This is a genomic window from Agrococcus pavilionensis RW1 (assembly GCF_000400485.1).
Classification (GTDB): Bacteria; Actinomycetota; Actinomycetes; order Actinomycetales; family Microbacteriaceae; genus Agrococcus; species Agrococcus pavilionensis.
Genome location: NZ_ASHR01000031.1, coordinates 12,650 through 29,217, shown reverse-complemented (window position 1 = coordinate 29,217; position 16,568 = coordinate 12,650). Strand labels below are relative to the sequence as shown.

General features: G+C 71.3%; 36 protein-coding genes. All 36 read right to left on the bottom strand.

What is annotated here, in order from left to right; genetic code table 11:
- Window position 1: 1 nt before the first annotated feature.
- Window positions 2–169, bottom strand: a complete 168-nt coding sequence (locus tag L332_RS30440; RefSeq protein ID WP_021011273.1) for a hypothetical protein — start codon at window positions 167–169, stop codon at window positions 2–4.
- Window positions 169–357 (bottom strand): hypothetical protein, encoded by a 189-nt coding sequence (locus L332_RS26080; RefSeq protein WP_021011272.1) that lies wholly within the window; start codon window positions 355–357, stop codon window positions 169–171. Before L332_RS26080 ends, L332_RS30440 begins: the two co-directional genes overlap by 1 nt.
- Window positions 354–545, bottom strand: coding sequence for a YegP family protein (locus L332_RS30435; protein WP_021011271.1), 192 nt, complete (start codon window positions 543–545; stop codon window positions 354–356). Before L332_RS30435 ends, L332_RS26080 begins: the two co-directional genes overlap by 4 nt.
- Window positions 546–688: 143 nt before the next feature.
- Complete coding sequence (locus L332_RS30430) at window positions 689–1,141, bottom strand: hypothetical protein (protein ID WP_021011270.1); 453 nt, start codon at window positions 1,139–1,141, stop codon at window positions 689–691.
- Between the two features lie 169 nt (window positions 1,142–1,310).
- On the bottom strand, window positions 1,311–1,538 hold the full coding sequence (locus L332_RS26070) for a MerR family transcriptional regulator (protein ID WP_021011269.1): 228 nt from the start codon (window positions 1,536–1,538) through the stop codon (window positions 1,311–1,313).
- 205 nt (window positions 1,539–1,743) lie between these two features.
- Window positions 1,744–2,454, bottom strand: a complete 711-nt coding sequence (locus L332_RS26065; RefSeq protein WP_021011267.1) for a hypothetical protein — start codon at window positions 2,452–2,454, stop codon at window positions 1,744–1,746.
- A gap of 67 nt (window positions 2,455–2,521) precedes the next feature.
- The gene (locus L332_RS26060) at window positions 2,522–3,007 is read right to left on the bottom strand and encodes a cell wall-binding repeat-containing protein (RefSeq protein ID WP_021011266.1); all 486 of its coding nucleotides are present in this window, start codon (window positions 3,005–3,007) and stop codon (window positions 2,522–2,524) included.
- 14 nt (window positions 3,008–3,021) lie between these two features.
- Window positions 3,022–3,414: a hypothetical protein gene (locus tag L332_RS26055; protein WP_158316731.1), complete on the bottom strand. Its 393-nt coding sequence runs from the start codon at window positions 3,412–3,414 to the stop codon at window positions 3,022–3,024.
- A complete protein-coding gene (locus tag L332_RS26050) occupies window positions 3,351–3,701 on the bottom strand; it encodes a hypothetical protein (protein WP_021011264.1) in 351 nt (116 codons plus the stop codon). Before L332_RS26050 ends, L332_RS26055 begins: the two co-directional genes overlap by 64 nt.
- Window positions 3,698–4,180, bottom strand: coding sequence for a single-stranded DNA-binding protein (locus tag L332_RS26045; RefSeq protein ID WP_021011263.1), 483 nt, complete (start codon window positions 4,178–4,180; stop codon window positions 3,698–3,700). The genes L332_RS26050 and L332_RS26045 overlap by 4 nt, the downstream gene beginning before the upstream one ends.
- Window positions 4,180–5,514: a replicative DNA helicase gene (locus L332_RS26040; protein ID WP_021011262.1), complete on the bottom strand. Its 1,335-nt coding sequence runs from the start codon at window positions 5,512–5,514 to the stop codon at window positions 4,180–4,182. The genes L332_RS26045 and L332_RS26040 overlap by 1 nt, the downstream gene beginning before the upstream one ends.
- Entirely contained in the window at window positions 5,511–5,882 is a 372-nt protein-coding gene (locus L332_RS26035) for a hypothetical protein (RefSeq protein ID WP_144061089.1), read from the bottom strand. The genes L332_RS26040 and L332_RS26035 overlap by 4 nt, the downstream gene beginning before the upstream one ends.
- A 7-nt stretch (window positions 5,883–5,889) precedes the next feature.
- Complete coding sequence (locus tag L332_RS30595) at window positions 5,890–6,726, bottom strand: hypothetical protein (protein ID WP_021011260.1); 837 nt, start codon at window positions 6,724–6,726, stop codon at window positions 5,890–5,892.
- Window positions 6,727–7,095: a hypothetical protein gene (locus L332_RS26025; protein WP_021011259.1), complete on the bottom strand. Its 369-nt coding sequence runs from the start codon at window positions 7,093–7,095 to the stop codon at window positions 6,727–6,729.
- A complete protein-coding gene (locus tag L332_RS26020) occupies window positions 7,092–7,271 on the bottom strand; it encodes a hypothetical protein (RefSeq protein WP_021011258.1) in 180 nt (59 codons plus the stop codon). The genes L332_RS26025 and L332_RS26020 overlap by 4 nt, the downstream gene beginning before the upstream one ends.
- Window positions 7,264–7,521 (bottom strand): hypothetical protein, encoded by a 258-nt coding sequence (locus L332_RS26015; RefSeq protein WP_021011257.1) that lies wholly within the window; start codon window positions 7,519–7,521, stop codon window positions 7,264–7,266. Before L332_RS26015 ends, L332_RS26020 begins: the two co-directional genes overlap by 8 nt.
- Window positions 7,518–7,790: a hypothetical protein gene (locus L332_RS26010; protein ID WP_144061088.1), complete on the bottom strand. Its 273-nt coding sequence runs from the start codon at window positions 7,788–7,790 to the stop codon at window positions 7,518–7,520. The genes L332_RS26015 and L332_RS26010 overlap by 4 nt, the downstream gene beginning before the upstream one ends.
- On the bottom strand, window positions 7,783–8,070 hold the full coding sequence (locus L332_RS26005; protein ID WP_144061087.1) for a hypothetical protein: 288 nt from the start codon (window positions 8,068–8,070) through the stop codon (window positions 7,783–7,785). Before L332_RS26005 ends, L332_RS26010 begins: the two co-directional genes overlap by 8 nt.
- A complete protein-coding gene (locus L332_RS26000; protein ID WP_021011254.1) occupies window positions 8,067–8,549 on the bottom strand; it encodes a hypothetical protein in 483 nt (160 codons plus the stop codon). The genes L332_RS26005 and L332_RS26000 overlap by 4 nt, the downstream gene beginning before the upstream one ends.
- The gene (locus L332_RS25995; protein ID WP_021011253.1) at window positions 8,546–9,619 is read right to left on the bottom strand and encodes a hypothetical protein; all 1,074 of its coding nucleotides are present in this window, start codon (window positions 9,617–9,619) and stop codon (window positions 8,546–8,548) included. Before L332_RS25995 ends, L332_RS26000 begins: the two co-directional genes overlap by 4 nt.
- The gene (locus L332_RS25990; RefSeq protein ID WP_144061086.1) at window positions 9,616–9,867 is read right to left on the bottom strand and encodes a hypothetical protein; all 252 of its coding nucleotides are present in this window, start codon (window positions 9,865–9,867) and stop codon (window positions 9,616–9,618) included. The genes L332_RS25995 and L332_RS25990 overlap by 4 nt, the downstream gene beginning before the upstream one ends.
- A gap of 303 nt (window positions 9,868–10,170) precedes the next feature.
- Complete coding sequence (locus L332_RS25985; protein ID WP_021011251.1) at window positions 10,171–10,629, bottom strand: hypothetical protein; 459 nt, start codon at window positions 10,627–10,629, stop codon at window positions 10,171–10,173.
- Window positions 10,629–10,958: a hypothetical protein gene (locus L332_RS25980; protein ID WP_021011250.1), complete on the bottom strand. Its 330-nt coding sequence runs from the start codon at window positions 10,956–10,958 to the stop codon at window positions 10,629–10,631. The genes L332_RS25985 and L332_RS25980 overlap by 1 nt, the downstream gene beginning before the upstream one ends.
- 139 nt (window positions 10,959–11,097) lie before the next feature.
- On the bottom strand, window positions 11,098–11,553 hold the full coding sequence (locus L332_RS25975) for a hypothetical protein (protein ID WP_021011249.1): 456 nt from the start codon (window positions 11,551–11,553) through the stop codon (window positions 11,098–11,100).
- Between the two features lie 26 nt (window positions 11,554–11,579).
- Window positions 11,580–11,747, bottom strand: a complete 168-nt coding sequence (locus L332_RS30425) for a hypothetical protein (RefSeq protein WP_158316729.1) — start codon at window positions 11,745–11,747, stop codon at window positions 11,580–11,582.
- A gap of 2 nt (window positions 11,748–11,749) precedes the next feature.
- Window positions 11,750–12,022, bottom strand: coding sequence for a hypothetical protein (locus L332_RS25970; protein ID WP_021011247.1), 273 nt, complete (start codon window positions 12,020–12,022; stop codon window positions 11,750–11,752).
- Window positions 12,019–12,225 carry a hypothetical protein gene (locus tag L332_RS25965; RefSeq protein WP_021011246.1) on the bottom strand — a complete coding sequence of 69 codons (207 nt, stop codon included), beginning with the start codon at window positions 12,223–12,225 and terminating at the stop codon, window positions 12,019–12,021. Before L332_RS25965 ends, L332_RS25970 begins: the two co-directional genes overlap by 4 nt.
- The gene (gene bet, locus L332_RS29545; protein ID WP_021011245.1) at window positions 12,222–13,232 is read right to left on the bottom strand and encodes a phage recombination protein Bet; all 1,011 of its coding nucleotides are present in this window, start codon (window positions 13,230–13,232) and stop codon (window positions 12,222–12,224) included. The genes L332_RS25965 and bet overlap by 4 nt, the downstream gene beginning before the upstream one ends.
- Entirely contained in the window at window positions 13,229–13,474 is a 246-nt protein-coding gene (locus L332_RS30185; RefSeq protein ID WP_021011244.1) for a hypothetical protein, read from the bottom strand. Before L332_RS30185 ends, bet begins: the two co-directional genes overlap by 4 nt.
- Window positions 13,474–14,514: a YqaJ viral recombinase family protein gene (locus L332_RS25950; RefSeq protein WP_021011243.1), complete on the bottom strand. Its 1,041-nt coding sequence runs from the start codon at window positions 14,512–14,514 to the stop codon at window positions 13,474–13,476. The genes L332_RS30185 and L332_RS25950 overlap by 1 nt, the downstream gene beginning before the upstream one ends.
- The gene (locus L332_RS25945) at window positions 14,511–14,759 is read right to left on the bottom strand and encodes a hypothetical protein (RefSeq protein ID WP_021011242.1); all 249 of its coding nucleotides are present in this window, start codon (window positions 14,757–14,759) and stop codon (window positions 14,511–14,513) included. Before L332_RS25945 ends, L332_RS25950 begins: the two co-directional genes overlap by 4 nt.
- The gene (locus L332_RS25940) at window positions 14,759–15,259 is read right to left on the bottom strand and encodes a hypothetical protein (RefSeq protein WP_021011241.1); all 501 of its coding nucleotides are present in this window, start codon (window positions 15,257–15,259) and stop codon (window positions 14,759–14,761) included. The genes L332_RS25945 and L332_RS25940 overlap by 1 nt, the downstream gene beginning before the upstream one ends.
- Window positions 15,259–15,495, bottom strand: coding sequence for a hypothetical protein (locus tag L332_RS30420; RefSeq protein ID WP_158316727.1), 237 nt, complete (start codon window positions 15,493–15,495; stop codon window positions 15,259–15,261). Before L332_RS30420 ends, L332_RS25940 begins: the two co-directional genes overlap by 1 nt.
- Complete coding sequence (locus tag L332_RS25930) at window positions 15,492–15,737, bottom strand: hypothetical protein (protein ID WP_021011239.1); 246 nt, start codon at window positions 15,735–15,737, stop codon at window positions 15,492–15,494. Before L332_RS25930 ends, L332_RS30420 begins: the two co-directional genes overlap by 4 nt.
- On the bottom strand, window positions 15,737–16,324 hold the full coding sequence (locus L332_RS29540) for a hypothetical protein (RefSeq protein WP_021011238.1): 588 nt from the start codon (window positions 16,322–16,324) through the stop codon (window positions 15,737–15,739). Before L332_RS29540 ends, L332_RS25930 begins: the two co-directional genes overlap by 1 nt.
- Window positions 16,324–16,551, bottom strand: a complete 228-nt coding sequence (locus L332_RS25925; protein WP_144061083.1) for a hypothetical protein — start codon at window positions 16,549–16,551, stop codon at window positions 16,324–16,326. Before L332_RS25925 ends, L332_RS29540 begins: the two co-directional genes overlap by 1 nt.
- Between the last annotated feature and the right edge of the window lie 17 nt (window positions 16,552–16,568).

Genomic DNA, 16,568 nt, shown 5'->3' with positions numbered 1-16,568 from the left:
GTCATGCCTCCCGGTCGCAGCGGCGGATGGTGGAGACGAGCGCGAGCCCGTGCGTGCCGAGCAGCCACACGTCGCAGGTGAGCTGGTGCGGGAGCGCGTGCACGTCGCACCATCCGCCGACGGTGACCGTGCCGGGATGGATCACGACGACCGACTGGCGCGCGGCCATCAGCGGATGCGGAGGCCGGCGAGCCCGTGCGTCTTCGCGATGCGCCCGTACCGGCCGACGCCGAGGAGTACCTGCGCGGCGACGATCACGGCCGTGCCAGCGCCGGCGACGACCGCGAGGGAGCCGATGCCGAGGAAGCCCATCGCGACCGGGAGGCCGCAGCGGTAGGCGGCGACGGGCGGCGTCATGGTTCGGCCCTCGGGATGAAGGTCGGGTTGAGGCCCATGTGGTGACCGTCGATCACCTGCTCGGCCATGCGGGCGCACTCGCCGCGGTCGACGTAGCCTTGCCCGCCGTCTGTCGCGATGATCTGCCCGTTCGTCGCGCGGAGGCGCCACGCCCACAGGTCGTCGGCGCGCTGGTACACCTCGAGCATGTCGACCTCCTTCGGCCGGTAGAGCTGAGCGGCGCGTTTCGATGCAGGAGCGCCAGACCTGCCGGGCGCCGACGCGACGGGTTCGAGGTGCCGCGCGGCCCGGTATTCGGTTGTGCGCCCGGCGAGCCGTGGAGCCGGGACGTCTATGCGGCGTTCGCTGCCGCTCGCAGGGTCGCGCGGTAGGCGCGCTGCTTCGTGATCGAGTTCGTGCGGCACGGTTCGCACCGGCATCCTCGCTTGTATTGCGCCCTCGTGCCGTGCGCGACGACCGTCTGCTCGCGCTTCGTCTTCTCATCGTGGCACGACTTGCAGAGGAGCTGACAGAGCGCCATCTCCGCCTCATAGCGAGCGGTCGATGCCCGGAGCGCGTGGCACGGCTCCATCGTCTTCGTTGCGGGGTCGATGTGGTCAATCTGCAGCCGGTCGGTGCTCCCGCATTGGGCGCAGCGGTTGCCATGCTTCGCGAGGAAGTCGTCGCGGCGTCGCCAGTATCGGCGCCGTGCTAAGTCGGCGTTGTAGTGCCTCAGGCACAAGCCGCGAGCATGGAGGGCGGCTTCGCACTCGACTTCGGTGCAGGTGCGCGTACCATCGGGCATGTCGACTCCTCACAGTCGGCCACCGCCCCGGAGTGTTCCAGCACTCGCGGGGCATCTTCGTCGCTACACACGAGAGTGCCCACCGGCCGTCTCGACCAGTGGGCACATTCGCTCAGTCAAAAGGTAGGGGCGGACACCCGTTGGCTGTCCAGTAGGACACGCCTATGAATCACACCGTTGTCGTTCGATCCCTCCTCGGCTGCACGTGCTCGCCGAACTGCACCCGGCTGAACGCCGCGCGCCGAGCCCACGCCATCAGCGCCTGCTCCTCGACCTCCCACCGGCCCTGCTCGCCGATCCGGCCCGCGAGCCCCGCCGACCGCCACCGGCGCACCTGCCGCATGGTGACGCCCGCGCGCGCCGCCGCCTGCGGGTACGTGAGCCACTTCTCCCTCATCGCTGCTCCTCGATGTCATGCGCGTCACGCGCGAGCTGCTCCGCGAGCGCGATGAGCGCAGCCGCAACGTGTCCCCGTGGCGGCACGACGGTGACCGCCCGCTCGCGGTAGTGAGCCTCGAGCGATCCGTCGCCCGTGAGAGCGAGCACCACGACCCCACACGCCTCGTCGGGTAGCCCTTCGAGCGTCAGCGATCCTTGATCCATCACGACATCACCGTCCAGTCGACCGGGAGCGCGAGCAGGCAGCCCGCGCACCACGCCTTCGGCAGATCCCCCGAACATCCCGCCCGCACGTCATGCCCCGCGCACGACGGGCACGGCAGCGAGCGGTGCAGGAGCTTCGGCTCGCGCCCGTCCTGCAGCCACCGGCGACTCATCCGCTCGAGCGCCGGCACGACCTCCTCCGCCATCTCGCCGACCATCGGCATCCCCGCGACGTCCGGGAGGCGTCCGAGCAGCCACCGCACGATCCGCTCCGTCGCCGCCGCCGCCGTCTCCGGCGCCGTGCCCGCCGCCAGCCCGTTCACGTTCGCGTCGATCGCCGCGACCCCTTCGAGATCCGCCGGCGGCTCCACGCCGAGCGCGGCCGCGATCGCCGTAGCCCAGTTCGCGACCATCGCGAACAGATCATCCGCGTCCTCGAGCGCGCCCGCGTCGAACGGCAGCGGCCGCTCCTTCGTGCCCGACACCGGCTCCGACCCGCCCGCCGCGCCCGGCAGGAGCGGCACCGCCGCCCGCGCGGCCCGGATGATGTCGGGCGCGTCGTCGAGCAGCCACTCGAGGCGCCGCATGCAGTTCGTGCACAGGAGCCCGATGTCGGCGACCGCGACGCGCGGCACGCCCCCGTCGAGCGCGTGCGGCCGCGCGAAGTGGTCGCGCACGCACGGCGCCTTCTCGATCACGATCTCGTTCATCGGGTTCCCTCCTCCTCCGCCCCGAGGGTGCCCGCCCTGGCACACCCTCGGAGCGCGGCCGCATCCGCTATCGCGCGGCCGCTTCCTCGACCTGGACGGCCATCGCGTCCGACACCGACTGCGGGTCGCCGACGATCACGATCGACGCCGGGTCGAGCCGCTCGAGCTCGGCCGCGATCGGTGCCGGGAGCGTCCCCTCGCGCGGCACGGCGAGCACCGGCCCGCGGCCCTGCGACGCGGCGCCCGCGCCGAGCGCGTCGACGAGCGTGACGCCGTTGGCGATGTAGACGACCTCCACGCCCGGCGCGAACGTCTCCTGCGAGAGCAGCGCCGACGTCGCGTAGCGGTCGACGCCCGCGATGCGCGTGATGGTCGACGGCACCGGCTCGGCCGGCGGCTCGCCGACGTACGTGCAGAAGCTGATCCAGCCTCCGCCCGTGAACACCGACCGGCACTCGTAGCCGGGCAGCGGGTCCGCGGCCGCGGTCGTGGCGCCGGCGAAGACGAGCGCGGCGGATGCCGCGATCGCTGCGAGCTTGTGCTTCACCTTCATGGGTTGTTCCTTCCTCATGGTTCGATCGAGCCGGTCGGCCCGTCGTTCGTGACGTCTTCATGGCCCGGCGATGGCTCCCACGACCCCCGCCGCACCGTGCGTTGCATCAGCGGCATCCGCATCGTCTCGGCGATGTCGCGCGCCTCCGACGCGGCCTGCGGGATCACCCGCCGCTGACCTTGCACGCCGTACTCAATCTCGATGTCGCCAGCGAGGTGCCCGAGCAGGTCGACGAGCGCCTGCCCGCCGATCTGCACCTCCCAGCCACGCTCGACCGCCTGCGACAGCGCGTGCCGCCACCCCTCGAGCGACGTGCCCGCCGCGACCCGCACCCGCTCATCCATCAGTAGCCCTCCCGCTGGACGCACATCATCGAGTGACCCCGCTCCGGGCTGCCAGAGCAGCACCAGTACGTGCGATCTGTGCGAGCCGCCTCGCGCGCGGCGCGCTGCTCGTCCGGCTCGGTGCGGCTCGACATGACGTCGGCGTAGGCGTCGATCTGCGATTCCGGCGTCTCCGGCGGCTCCCAATACGGCGCCGTCTGCGGCGACTCGACCCGGCCTGTCCCCGCAAGGTCGAGCAACGCGAGCACCACCAGCGGCGACACCGGCATCCGATCGTTCACCGGGTCCGCCGAATGCTCGACCACCCACTCCGCGCGCTTCCGCAGCTCCGCGCGCTCCTCCGGCGTCACGACTGACCCCATCCGCCCGCGCCCGGCTCCGCCGTCGCCCAACCCGCACCCGCCTGCGGCTCCGACGAACCCCACCCGGCCGACTGCTGCTGCGGCACCGCACGACCCGCACCCGCACCCCGACGAGCCACCGCCGCCGTCGCATACCGCAGCGACGGCCCGATCTCCATCACCTCGAGCTCGATCACCGTCCGCTTCTCGCCCGCCTGCGTCTCGAACGACCGCTGCTTCAGCTGCCCCTGCGCGATCACCCGATCGCCCTTGTGCAGCGACGACGCGACGTGCTCCGCCATCTCGCGCCAGATGTTCGCGCGGAGGAACAGCGCCTGCCCGTCCTTCCACTCGTTCGCCTGCCGGTCGAACTCGCGCGGCGTGCTCGCGATCGTCACCTGCGCGACCGACACGCCGTTCTGCGTCGCCCGCAGCTCCGGGTCGTCCGTGAGGTTCCCCACGACGACGATCACCGTCTCACCTGCCATCAACCCATCTCCTTCGGTTCTTCGAGGAACGCCGTCGCCCCCCACTGCTTCGTGACCGCCCGAACGAACGGCCCCTCCCACATCAACTCGATGCGATCCGTCGGCCCCTGCCGATGCTTCGCGACGTTCACCTCGAGCACGTTCTTCCGGTCCTCCCGGTGCAGCAGCATCACCACGTCGGCGTCCTGTTCGATCGACCCCGACTCGCGCAGATCCGTCAGCACCGGCGGCACCTCCTTGCCCTTCCCGCGCGCGATCGCCTGCCGGTTCAGCTGCGACAGCAGAAACACCGGGATGTCGAGCGCCATCGCCAGCCGCTTCAGCGCGCCCGTCATGGCGCCGATCTCGAGGTGCCGCTCACGATGCCGCTCCTCCGACGTCAACAGACCGAGGTAGTCGACGACGAGCGCCTGCATCGAGCCCTGCCTGTGCAGCGTCCGCGCCCACGACGACACCTGCTCGAGCGTCCTCAGGTCGTCGCGCACGTGCAGCGGCAGCGACATGATCGACGGCCGCGCGATCCGCATCGAGTTCCAGTCGACATCCGTCAGCTGGTGCGTCGTCAGCGACGTCAGCGGGATCGACGCGACCTGCGCGACCATCCGCTGCAGCACCTCCGACTTCGACATCTCGAGCGACACGAACCCCACCGGCCCGCGCATCGCGAGCTTCCGCGCGATCTGCAACGCGACGACCGACTTCCCCTTGCCCGGCCTGCCCGCGATCACGTACATCGCGCCCGGCCGGAACCCGCCCAGCACCCCATCGAGCGACGGCCACGGCGTCGGCACCAGCGTCGGCGCCTCCTCGAGCTCCCGCGCGAGGTCGTCGAGGCCCGCGCCGATCGTGCCCGTCTCCGTCACCGTCGCCGTCGACACCGCATCCACCTCGGCGCGCGCACCCTCCACCAGCGCCGCCGGGTCGCCCTCCGAGGCGTACCCCATCTGCGTGATCCGCATGCCCGCCTCGACCAGCCGACGCATGATCGCCTTCTCCGCGACGATCCGCGCGTAGTGCCCCGCGTTCGCGACCGTCGTCACCGCCGACGTGCACTCGTGCAGGTACACGACCCCGCCCGCCGCCGCCAGCTTCCCGACCCGCTGCAGCTCGTCACCGACCGTCACCGCATCCACCGGCACACCGCGATGCGTGAGCGCCAGCGCCGCACGCAGGATCAGCTCGTGCCGCGGCTGGTAGAAGTCGCCCGGCTGCATCGCCGCCGCGACGTCCTCCATCGCCTGCCGCGACAGCAGGATCGCGCCGATCACCGACCGCTCCGCGACATCATCGGCCGGCGGAGTCCGCTCGACCGGGATCTCGTCGTACTCGCTCACGCCGAACCCTCGATCGCGCGCTCGTGGTGCTCGTGCCGCGCCCTGTCGAGTCGCTCCGCCCGCCACTCCGGGTCGTTCCAATGCGCCGCCGCCACATCCCGCAGCTCACCCGTGAACGACACGAACGCCTCGAACGCCTCCCGCTCCGCCGCCGGCGGCAGCCCACGCTCCGACCACGCCTCATCCCGCACCAGCGCCGCGATGTGTGCCGGCTGCAGGTACTCCGTCGACGACCGACGGTGCTCATGCAACGCACGCACCGACGCCTCGTAGTCGAGATGCCCGATCGCACCCATCCACCCGCCGACCATCTCCCGCGTCACGATCCGGTTATCCACCGTCGCCGCGACCGCCAGCAGCTTCGCCATCTCCGAATCACGCACCGATCTGCCTCCGCCCCATCTGCTCCTCCGCCTCGAGCTCGCGAGCCAACTGCGCCGCCTGCATCCCCCGCGACACCCCCGGCCCCCGCTCGCGCTGCGCCTGCAACCGCAACGTCTCGTACTTCTCGCGCAGCTTCACCGCCGAGAGGATGTTCGCCCGCCAGAACTCCGACCCCTGCGCCCACCGGATCGCCGCCGCCACCTGCTCCTCCGACCGACCATCCCGATCCAGCAGCAGACGCATCGCGTCCCGGTTCTTCTTCGTCCTCGACGGCACCCGACCACCGTTCGCCGCGATCTCCGCATCCAGCAGATCGAGCAGCCTCTCCACATCCGGGCGCGTCGGCTCCGCCGACGAAGAAGACTGATCCCCTGATCCCTGATCCCTGATCCCCTGTTCCCCTGTTCCAGTCGCGAGGGCTCGCGAAGGCTCGCGAGGATTCGCGACACTCTCGCGAATCTCGGAGTCGCCGTACTCGAAAGTCCCGTCAGGACGCGGAAGTCGGCCCTTCGCAGGCCGGTCGATCCGCTGCGCCTGCTCCCAAAACGCCATGTAGAGCAGACGGTCGCCGTCCGCCTCGTATCGGTGCACGAGGCCCGCCTCCGCGAGCGCGGAAATCGCTTCAGACACCCTCGCGAGGGTTCGCGAGGGCTCGCGAGCCAAGTCGCGCGGGAACACGTCGGAGACGATCATCACCACGTCGTCCTTACCGACCCCGTTGTCGTCCACATACGACTCGAGCCCCTTCAGCACGAGCCGCGCATCCCAGTCCACCGACGCGATCCGCTCCGACCGCCAGAACTCCGGCTTCGTCGACCTGATCCTCATCTACCAGCCCACCTCTCCGGCCGACACGACCGACCCGTCGTCGAGCAGGAAGCACCTGCCATGCACCGCGTGCTCGATCGGCTCCTCCTCCGTCACGACATCGCCGCGCAGCTTGACCCCGCGCCGGTACGCCTCCGCCTGCATCGTCGGGTCGGCCTCGATCAGCCCGTTCGTGAGGCTGTCCAGCCACACCACGTTCGACAGCCGGTGCTTCACCGCCGACCCGCCCATCCCGCCATCACGGTGCTGCGGCACCAGCGTCCCCGGCCGACACACGTCACTCCGCGCCTCGGCGCCGTGCCAGGCACACACGTGTCCGTCACGCTCGTCCAGCGCCCGCAGGAGCCACTTCGGCGTCACGTCGCTCATGTGCTCATCCCCGTGCTGTCGAGCCACCGGCGGTACTCGGCGACGAGCTCCGCGTTCGTGAAGAACGGGCAGTAGCAGCCCTCCACGTCGCACGGCTCACCGAACCGCGTCGAGTGCTCATCGCGCCCGTGAGCGCATCCGTCGCAGCGCACGACCGCGCGCTTCTGCTCAGCCACGGGTCGCCTCCCCGAACACATCCCACGTCACCCGACGCACGAGATACCCGCACGAACACGAGATCGGCCCCCGCAACAGCACCGACTCGAGCACCCCCCGATGCCGATCACACCTGAGCGTCACCTTCCGGCACCGGCACGGCTGCGCCGCCGCCCACCGCGGCACCGCGAAGCACCGCCCCGCATCCCCCACCCAGTCGCACGACGGCGAGAAATCCAGCGCCGCCAGCAGCTCCTGCTCATCCATCACGCACCACCCCTCAACCGCTCCCACCGGTACGCGAACCCCTTCGCGCCGCATCGCCGGTGCTGGATCACCTGCCGGTCCCGCTCCTGCTCCTCAAGCCACTCGACGAACGACACGCGATGCTCATCGCAGAACAGCTGCACGCCCCCGCAGCACAGGTACACGAACGCCCACACCGCCGCCCGCTCGCACCCATCCCTCGACTCGCACACCTGCTCGAAGTCGAGCAGCTCGAGCACATCCACCACCTCGAGCAGCCCCGCGTCAGCCACGACCACCACCCCCGATCGGCTCCCACCGGATCGGCGCCGTCGGCGACCCGCACGGCGCATGCTGAACATGCACGAACTGCATCCGCTTCCGCCGATGCGCGTCGCAGTAGAACCCCACCCGGCCACAGCACACCGACGTGCCGATCCACGTCGCGGCCTCCGGGCAGCCCCGCTCACCCTTCTGCTCCTGCAACACCCGCCACACGAGCCCGTCGCACGCCGGCGACCAGTCGAGCGCCTCATCGAGCTCGACCACCTCAAGCACCGCTGCATCCGTCACGACGACACCTCCAGCCAGTCGAACAGCGTCGGCTCAGCCGGCACCGGCAGCTCCGGCAGCTCCGGCGCATCCGTCACCGGCGCGAACATCGACTCATTCCGGCGCTTGCGGTACTTCTTCGCGTAGTGGCCGTAGATGCCGCGGTCGTCAGCGTCAGAGTCGGCGTCCTCGACGATCCACGCGAGCGACGTGCCGGCGTGGCTGACGACGATCTCGATCGCGACCTCTTCGACATGGTTCCCCCACCGGCCAACGATGAGGCCGGTCGTGAGCTGCCCGGTGTGCCATGCCCAGTGGGCGCCGTGCATGCTGCCGGTGTTGTCGGGGCGGACGGGCGCGGGGATGCCGAGGGCGGCGAGCTCCGCGTCGATCGCGGCGTCGCGGAGGCGGAAGTAGTCCTCGCGGAGCGGGTTCGGCATCGGCACCGCTTCTCGGACCCGCTGCGCGGCTGCGTTCAGCTGCTCGAGCGTGGCCCTCACGACGCCACCTGCTCATCCCTGTCGATGCCAGGCAGTCCAAGCTCCACCCGAATCCGGTGCACGGTGCGAGCGGTCATCCCCGCGTGCTCCGCGATCCGCGGGTCGCCCCACCGTTCGCGATGAAGCATCCGCACCACCTCACGCCGCTCGGCAGGCGTCATGCGAGGCCGTTCACCGTTCACGGCGAGCACGACCACCGCCTCATCCACGAAGTCCTCGCCGAGCTCCTCGCCCGCCGGCGGCTCGACATCCGTGTCCGGGTCGTCCCACGCCAGCGGCGGCAGCCACCGCCGCTGCTCCGCGAACTTCCGCGCCTTCGTCGCCGACTCCCGCTCACGCCGAGTCGACGTCGGCGCCGGCACATCCCACAGCTCGTCGAACAGCGCCACGACCGCGAGGTGCGTCGACTTCCGCACCGTCTCGCGCCGCATCAGCGACGACATGTCCCCCGGATCGATCCCGAGTTTCGCGCCGAGCACCTTCAGCGAGTACCCCATGCATACGAGCGCCTGCATCCGGCGATGCAGCCCCACCGCAGGCACCAGCGCCCCGTCGCGCAGGTGATCGAACGACGGCTGCAGCGCGAGGATCTTCTCGGCCTTCTCGCGCGACACCCGCTTCAGCACCTCGCCCTTCCGCGGATCGCGGTTCGACCCCTTCCGCCCGTAGATCAGCGACGCGATCGCCGTGTTCCCCACACCCGTCAGCTCCGCGATCCGCTTCCACCCGAGGCCCGACGCCTGCAGCATCTGCACGTGCTCGCGCACCGGCGCCGCGTCCACGAGCCCCGAGTCGAACCGCCCATACAGGTGCAGCCGCTTCCGCCTCTCCTCCCGGACACGAGCGCCCTCGGTGCAGTCGTCACACCGGCACTTGTGGATCGCGTAGCAGGTGCCGACTTCCGCGTGCCGATGCTCCGGCGGGCAGATGAAGCGCGCCGCCCTGCGCGCCGTGTGCCGCCGGCAGAAGTCGAGGCCCCGCACCTCCGACCAGCCACGCGCCGGATGCAGCGCCCTCGCCTTGCACCCCCGCGCGTCGCACGTCACGCGCACCCGCTCGCCGAGGTTCACGACACACTCCGCACGACCGTGACCATCGCCTTGTGGATCGCACGCAACCGCTCCACCTTCCCGGCCCGCGAGATCGCATCCCCGCCCGTCTCCGACGACGACGCCGTGTACCGCGACGCCTCCACCGCGAGCGCACGATCCAGCACCGACGCCGCGATCACCCCCGCATCCGCGAACGACGCGACGATCACGATCCGGTCACCATCGACCGACACGACCGGGATGCCCGCCACCGCCTCACGCCGCACCGCGTCACGGTGCCGCTGCGCGCTCGACTCCCCACGCTCAGCGCGCCGCCGATCCAAGTCCCGCTGGTACTCCGTGTTCGCCCGCTTGCACGCCGCATCCACCGGCTCACGGCGCCGCAGATGCCGTGCGGTACGCCGATCGCGTACCGCACGGCACCAGCTCCCGCACACGGCCCCCGTCGCGGTACTTCGCCCGCCCATCGCTGCACGGCAGGCACCGGCACCCGTGATGCGAGTAGCACGTGCCCGTCTCCGCGTGCTTGTGGTCGTCCGGGCACACGTACGCGCCCTCGCGCCGCGCGCTCACGACCCGCCCCCGATCAGCGACTCGAGGCCAGCCGACACGACCCGCTCGCGCTCGAGCTCCACCTCGACCGCCTCACGACGCGCCCGCTCACGACCCCAGTACGTGAGCACCAGCGCCACGCTCGCGCGCGCCTCATCACGCTCCCGTGAGACGCGCAGCCCGTACTCGAACAGCGCCCGAGCGCCCTGCAACGTCTCCGCCGCGTAGCCATCCGCGACCGCCTGACGCTCGAGCGCATCGTCGCGCTCCTCCATCGCGGCGAGCCCGGCATCCGCGAGCTCACCCACGCGCCGCACGTAGGCGTCACGCATCCGCCCCATCTCCGCCGACGCCGCCTCCGACGCCGCGACCGCGCGACGCTCCCGCTCCGACGACCCGCGGTTCACGAGCCACGACATCCCATACCCGCCGACGTACGCCAGCATCACGAGGTAGATCACCGCCCACACTTCCATCAGTCCTTCACCCCCGGCAGCCCGATCGCAAGCCGCTGCATCCGACGACGCCGAGCACGCCGCTCCTTCCGCGCACGAAGCGCCGACCGCTCGAACCTCAGCCGCCGCCGCTTCTCGATCCGCCGCTCACCGCCGAGCGTCCGCCACAGCCACTTCGACTCGACCTCGACATCGAGCTCGAACGAGAACGACGCCGGCACCGGCTTCGACTCCTCCGACCACGACCACGGCTCCTGCTCGGGCTCGAACGTCGGCCCCACATCGACGAACCCGCCCGCCTCGAGCCACGGCCCGCCCTCATCGCCGACCGGCCTGATCCATATCGACATCAGTCCTCCTCCTGCGAACCCGACCCGAGGCACGTCTCGCACGTCACCCACGCCGCCGAATCCCCGACCCGCACCAGCCGCTTCCCGCCACCCGCGCACCCACCACACGGCGGACGCTTCGGCCCACGCCGCTTCCGCATCACGCACCCCCCGTCAGTCCCTGCGCGTGCGCCGCATCCGCCGCCCGCTCATCCGCCCGCGCCGTACGGAAGTTGTCGAGCGCCCCCTGGATCGCCTCAAGCCACTTCCGCAGCGTCTGCTCCCGCTTCTCCGCCACGAGGTACGCGAGCTTGTGCTCGTACGCCGCCTCATCCGCGATCCGCTCAGCCCACCCGAGCGACATCCGCCGCCCGTCCTCACGCGGCTTCGCCATCTCCTCCACCACCCGCCGAGACACCGACCGCTCGTAGCGCGCCTTCGCCTCCGCGAACGCCCGACCAGCCGCGAGATGCTCCGACACGATCGCGAACCGCACCGCCGACAGGTACGTGCCCTGCGACGCGCCCGGACCCACCCGACGGATCGCCGCCACCAGCTCCCGGTGCAGCGGCTCGCCCTCGAGATCCGGCTCGACGATCCCGATCGTCGCCAGCACCCGAGCCTCGCCCGGCCCGACCGGGTTCATCGGTCGTCCATCGCGACGAGCACGCCCGCGCCCACCGTGCACGCACCCGTACCGAACCCCGCCAGCGCAGCCCACCCAGCGAGCCCCGCCGCGACGTTCACGATCGCGATCACCGCGAACAGCGCCGCCGCCAGCGCGACGATCGTCGCCCACCCCGAAGACACGATCACACCTCGATCCGCAGAGCATCGAGCTGCGCGAGCAGCCCATCCACCGCATGCTTCGACGTCCGCAGACGCTCGACCCGCGCACCATCCGCGACGCCACCGGCGAGCTCGTGCGCCAGCCACGCGCCCCGAGCCACGAGCGCCGCCCGCACCTCGACCGTCTCGTCCGCCGTGAGCGACCTGACCAGCTGCGACGGCCACCCCGCCGCCCCGCTCGTCCGCGACGCCTCCGGCTGCGACGCCGGCGACTGTGCGATCCACTCCGCGGTCACGCGAACCACCCCCACGAGAGGAACAGCAGCGCGAACCCGACGATCAGCACGAAGACCAGCACGGCCCCGCCGACGATGCCGCCGACGATCGCGGCCGCGGCCTTCCACGAGTCGGTGAACCCGATCCACAGGAACGCGACGAGGAACCCCAGTGCGAGCACGAAGATGCCCGCCGCGTCGACCGCCGACTCGACCGCGATCACGACTGCTCACCGCCCTCGACGTCGAGCGCCATCGGCACCGACTCCGACTCGGCCTCCTCGACCGGCTCCGCCTCCACCACCGGCTCCGGCCGCGGCGTCGCCTTCCCCTCCTCGATCAGCCGACGACGCGCCACGAGCCGATGCTCGATCGTCTCCCCACGCTCATCGATCTCGAGCCCCAGCACGCCCGCGCCGTGCGCCTCGTTGTAGAGGTCGACGAGCGGCTTCATCGCCACCTCGTTGTCGACCTTCGTCACGAACTCGCGCACCCGCTCCGCATCCCACGGCGGCACGTACCCCGGCACCGCGGCCGCGACCGACTCCGGCACACCCGGCGCCGCCTCGACCGCCGCCTGCGGCTCGTCGTCCGCGTACACCACGCCCTCCGCCTGGCTCATCTCCTCCTCGGAGTAGAGGCCCGACAGGTCGTGCGGGAACGCCTTCCGCAGCGCGAGCATCTCCGCGCACTTCGCGAGCATCAGCGGCCCCATCTTGAGCCACATCTCGGAGACGAGCTGCTTGCCCGTCTTCTGCCCCTGCACCCACTCGTCGCGCGTCTGCACGTACGCATCCCACAGCGCGACCGCGTACAGCGGCTCGCGGAACCCGCGACGGTAGACGCCCACGCGCGCAGCCTTCGGCGGCTCCTTCTCGAGCCACACCTGCGTCCACGTCACGCCGTCCGCCGTGAACTCCGGCGTCGTCTGCCCCTCGTACTCACCCGACCGCTGAGCGACCAGCCGGGCACCGTCGATCGACACCTGGATCGACCACCGCCACCCCGCCTTCGTCTTCCGCGCCAGGCAGTAAATCTGCTTCGCGATCGGGTCGAGGTTCGTGCGGTTGCAATGAGCGAGGAACGCGCCCACCGTCGCCGTGTCGGCGTACACCTTCTCGCCGCTCGGCGTCACGTGCACCAGGCCCGCCGCCTCGACGATCGCCTTCTGATCGGCGCTCCACTTCGACGAGTCGACCGTCGTCGGCAGCGCCGCGACCGCCGTGCTCACGACCCCACCCCGACCTTCACCGGAGCCGGCTCCACCGCACGCAGCTCGAGCCGCCACGACGTCTGCGGCATCTGCTGATGCCCCATCTGCAGCGACACCCACTGCGACGACGTGAGCAGCCGATCCACGACCTCACCGACCGTCTCGTCGCGGCGAACCTCCACCGCCCGCGTCACGTCCTGCGCGTGATCGCCCATGTTCACGCCCACCTCGACGACGAGCGCGCTCACCTGCACGTCCATCACTTCTTCCCCCGCTTCTGCACGTCGCTCACCGTGAGCCCCGCCTTCTTCACCACGACCGGCACCTCCTCGACCGTCGAGAACGTGTCCTCGATCACCGCCAGCTCCGCCCGCGCGGCCGCGACCGCCTCACGAGCGCGCACCACCTCCGGGTTCGACTCGTCGACCACGCGCACCTTCTCCACGCCCCGCTCCTCCGGCGTGTAGAGCACCCGCGCGAACGTCGACTCCTGCTCCACGCGCTCGCCGCGCTCCGCGAGCAGCGCCTGCAGCGCCTTCCACGCCGACTCCTTCGCCGCCTTCGCCTCCGCCTCGAGCTCCCGCGCGTGCAGCACGTCGATCGCCAGCGAGTCGATGTCCCGGTCGATGTCGTCAGCGGCCGCATCGACCAGCCGGTCGAGCGCCGCGATCAGCGCATCCGCCATCGGGATCAGCTCGTCGCGCACCATGTCCGCGACGTCGAGCCACCGCACGACCCACTCGAACTGCCGACCCGGCTCGAACCCCGACGCCCGCGTGCCGAGCCGCTCCTCGAACACGCCGCGATCCTCGACCGCCTCGCACACGAACATCTGCCACGCCTGCTGCGCGATGTAGCCCTTCTTCACCATGTGCTCGTAGCCGAAGAACCGTTCGGCGCCCGTCTTCGTCTCACCGAGCACGAGCTCCTCGTCGAAGTTGACGCCCACCGCATCCGGCGACGCGAGATAGCGGGAGTTGCTCGAGGCATGGAACACGCGCGACTCCGCGCGCAGCCCGTACCGCACCTGCATGAACGCGGCGAGCGCCTTCTCCCGCTCGATCCCGTACCGCGCCTCCGGCCCCGACCCCCACCGCTTCGCGAGCTTCTTCCGCGCGATCGCCTCGGCCGCGTGCTCGACCGACGTGCCGCCCTGCACGAGCAGCCACATGTCGCGCACGTTCGTCGCCGTCGCGCCGAGCAGACGCTCCTCCTGCCACGCCACCTCGTCGGCATCCGACGCGCCCGCCCGCGACTCGAGATCCGCCAGCGCCGGCGGCACGTACTCGGTGATCGTCATTCGCCCTGTCCCTTCGTCGCGCGGCGCACCGCCGCGATCCCACGAGCCGCCTGCTCGCCCTTCACCGCCGCCGCACGCGCCGCCTTCGCGGCCTCGATCCGGCGCTGCCGCTTCAGCTCACGCACCGCGGCCTCCGCGTCCTGCTGCTTCTTCGCGAGGTCGGCCTCCACCAGCCCCGCCACCTGCTCCACCGTCGGCCGCTTCGGCGCCGACCCGAGCGCGAGCTCCGCGAACGTCGGCGCCATCAGCCCATCTCCCCGTGCAGCGCGGCGAGCATCGGCGACCGGCCCTCGTGGTAGGCGCCGAACGGCCCCGCCGTGTCCATCAGCACGTGCTCCGCGTCGGCGATCCGCTTCTGCAGCGCCTTCACCTCCGACTCCGGCACGAGCCGCACGTGCGTCGCCGGGATCGCCGACCGGTTCGAGAGGCGCCACCCGCCTGACATCGATTGCCGCACGTCCCCGTGCGCGTAGACCGCGAACAGCGTCGAGGAACCGTGCATCAGCGACGGGTCCACGTAGTAACCCGGCAGGAGCTCCGGCAGACGACGCGCCGCCTCGAAGCCGCGCTCCCGCCACACCGCCATCGACACCGGCCCGACCACCGTGCGGATCGACGCGCTCCCCTCGACCGTGCCGAGGATCACCTCGCCCGCATCCGACGTCAGCCGCACCTCGTCGCCCGGATTCAGCGACGAGTACGCGACCGACTCCCACTCGACGCCGAGCACCGCCCGCACGCCCATCACCGGCTCCGCCGCTGGTTCACGTGCCGCTGCCGACGCGCCCGCTTGTTCGCCGCACGACGCCGCGCCTTCGCCGCCGCCTCCGCCGGCGACAGCGGCTCCCGCGCCACCCGCACCGGCGACGCCGAGAACGACCCCCGCCGCGCCGCCAGCACGCCGATCGCCCACGCGAGCGACCGCGACATCGCGCCCCGCTCGAGGTAGCTCATCGGCGGCGTCACCTTCCGCTCCATCACCGCACCTCCTGGCCGGTCATGAGCGCGTCGATCGCGGCGCTCATGGTCATGATCCCGGCGTTACGCATCGCGCCTGCATCCGGCACTCGCACGACGCCATCCGTGGGCACCGCGACGATCTGCGGGTCGGCCTTCACGACCACCGCACGATCACCGACCTGCACCCGCACCTCGATGTGCGCCCTCACCGTCGGCCGGATCGCCGACTGAGCCGACCCCCGGCTCGTCTCCTGCTCCTGCATCACAGCTCCTTCGCTGCCTCGCGCGCGGCCACCGCAGCCGCGACTTCTTCCACCCACACCCGGTCGATCTCCTCGACCGGGAAGCCCTTCACCCGCGCACCCAGCGCCGCCAGCGCCACCGCATCCGCGACGTCGTGCTGCGGCACATCCGCGAGCGGATACGTCGCCCGCACCTGCGCGAGCACGTCATGCTTCGACGCGCCCACGCCACGGCCCCGACCCGTCGCGTACTTCGCGCGCGTCGCCGGCTCGATCACGAGCACCTCGATGTCGCGCACGAGCAGCTCGCGAGCGATCGACCACCACAGCCCCGCGACATCCCGAGCGCCCGCGCCCCTCGAGGAGAACGACGGCCCCTCGAGCACCACGAGATCCACCGGCAGCCCCGACCCGTCGTGCCCGAGCGCGACGTCGCGCACCTCGTACGCGATCCGATCCATGCGCGCCGCCTGCTCCCGCAGCCACGTCCCGCCCTTGACCGGCGCCGCCTCGCGGATGCGCCCCGTCCACCACTCCGCTGGCTCGTCCGTGTCGAGCCACGCGAGCCCGGTCGACGTCAAGCTCGCGTCGACCCCCAGCACGTACATCAGGCAGCCCGCGACTCGATGATCGACTCGAGCGACCACCGCTCACGCCGCCGCCACCGACGACCCCGCACCAGCACCGACGCGACCCGACGAGTCACCGTCAGCACCTCGCCGACCTGGCCGCGACGATTCAGCACGACCATGCCCTCATGCACCAGCGCCGGATGCACCGCCGGCGCCGTACGCCGCAGCTCCCGCACCCGATCCGCGTCGTCCTCGGCGCGCATCCACCCCTCGCCGTACA

Coding starts and splice junctions, on each gene's coding strand:
- L332_RS26080 (WP_021011272.1), bottom strand. CDS start 357: ATGACGCCGCCCGTCGCCGCCTACCGCTGCGGCCTCCCGGTCGCGATG.
- L332_RS26025 (WP_021011259.1), bottom strand. CDS start 7,095: ATGAGCGACGTGACGCCGAAGTGGCTCCTGCGGGCGCTGGACGAGCGT.
- L332_RS26045 (WP_021011263.1), bottom strand. CDS start 4,180: ATGGCAGGTGAGACGGTGATCGTCGTCGTGGGGAACCTCACGGACGAC.
- L332_RS25980 (WP_021011250.1), bottom strand. CDS start 10,958: ATGTCGATATGGATCAGGCCGGTCGGCGATGAGGGCGGGCCGTGGCTC.
- L332_RS25925 (WP_144061083.1), bottom strand. CDS start 16,551: ATGCGCGCCGAGGACGACGCGGATCGGGTGCGGGAGCTGCGGCGTACG.
- L332_RS25940 (WP_021011241.1), bottom strand. CDS start 15,259: ATGGGCGTGCGGGCGGTGCTCGGCGTCGAGTGGGAGTCGGTCGCGTAC.
- L332_RS26035 (WP_144061089.1), bottom strand. CDS start 5,882: ATGGCGAAGCTGCTGGCGGTCGCGGCGACGGTGGATAACCGGATCGTG.
- L332_RS29540 (WP_021011238.1), bottom strand. CDS start 16,324: ATGTACGTGCTGGGGGTCGACGCGAGCTTGACGTCGACCGGGCTCGCG.
- L332_RS26070 (WP_021011269.1), bottom strand. CDS start 1,538: ATGAGGGAGAAGTGGCTCACGTACCCGCAGGCGGCGGCGCGCGCGGGC.
- L332_RS26065 (WP_021011267.1), bottom strand. CDS start 2,454: ATGAACGAGATCGTGATCGAGAAGGCGCCGTGCGTGCGCGACCACTTC.
- L332_RS30185 (WP_021011244.1), bottom strand. CDS start 13,474: ATGGACGTGCAGGTGAGCGCGCTCGTCGTCGAGGTGGGCGTGAACATG.
- L332_RS30430 (WP_021011270.1), bottom strand. CDS start 1,141: ATGCCCGATGGTACGCGCACCTGCACCGAAGTCGAGTGCGAAGCCGCC.
- L332_RS25985 (WP_021011251.1), bottom strand. CDS start 10,629: ATGGAAGTGTGGGCGGTGATCTACCTCGTGATGCTGGCGTACGTCGGC.
- L332_RS25950 (WP_021011243.1), bottom strand. CDS start 14,514: ATGACGATCACCGAGTACGTGCCGCCGGCGCTGGCGGATCTCGAGTCG.
- L332_RS25945 (WP_021011242.1), bottom strand. CDS start 14,759: ATGGCGCCGACGTTCGCGGAGCTCGCGCTCGGGTCGGCGCCGAAGCGG.
- L332_RS25930 (WP_021011239.1), bottom strand. CDS start 15,737: ATGCAGGAGCAGGAGACGAGCCGGGGGTCGGCTCAGTCGGCGATCCGG.
- L332_RS26060 (WP_021011266.1), bottom strand. CDS start 3,007: ATGAAGGTGAAGCACAAGCTCGCAGCGATCGCGGCATCCGCCGCGCTC.
- L332_RS30595 (WP_021011260.1), bottom strand. CDS start 6,726: ATGAGGATCAGGTCGACGAAGCCGGAGTTCTGGCGGTCGGAGCGGATC.
- L332_RS30435 (WP_021011271.1), bottom strand. CDS start 545: ATGCTCGAGGTGTACCAGCGCGCCGACGACCTGTGGGCGTGGCGCCTC.
- L332_RS30440 (WP_021011273.1), bottom strand. CDS start 169: ATGGCCGCGCGCCAGTCGGTCGTCGTGATCCATCCCGGCACGGTCACC.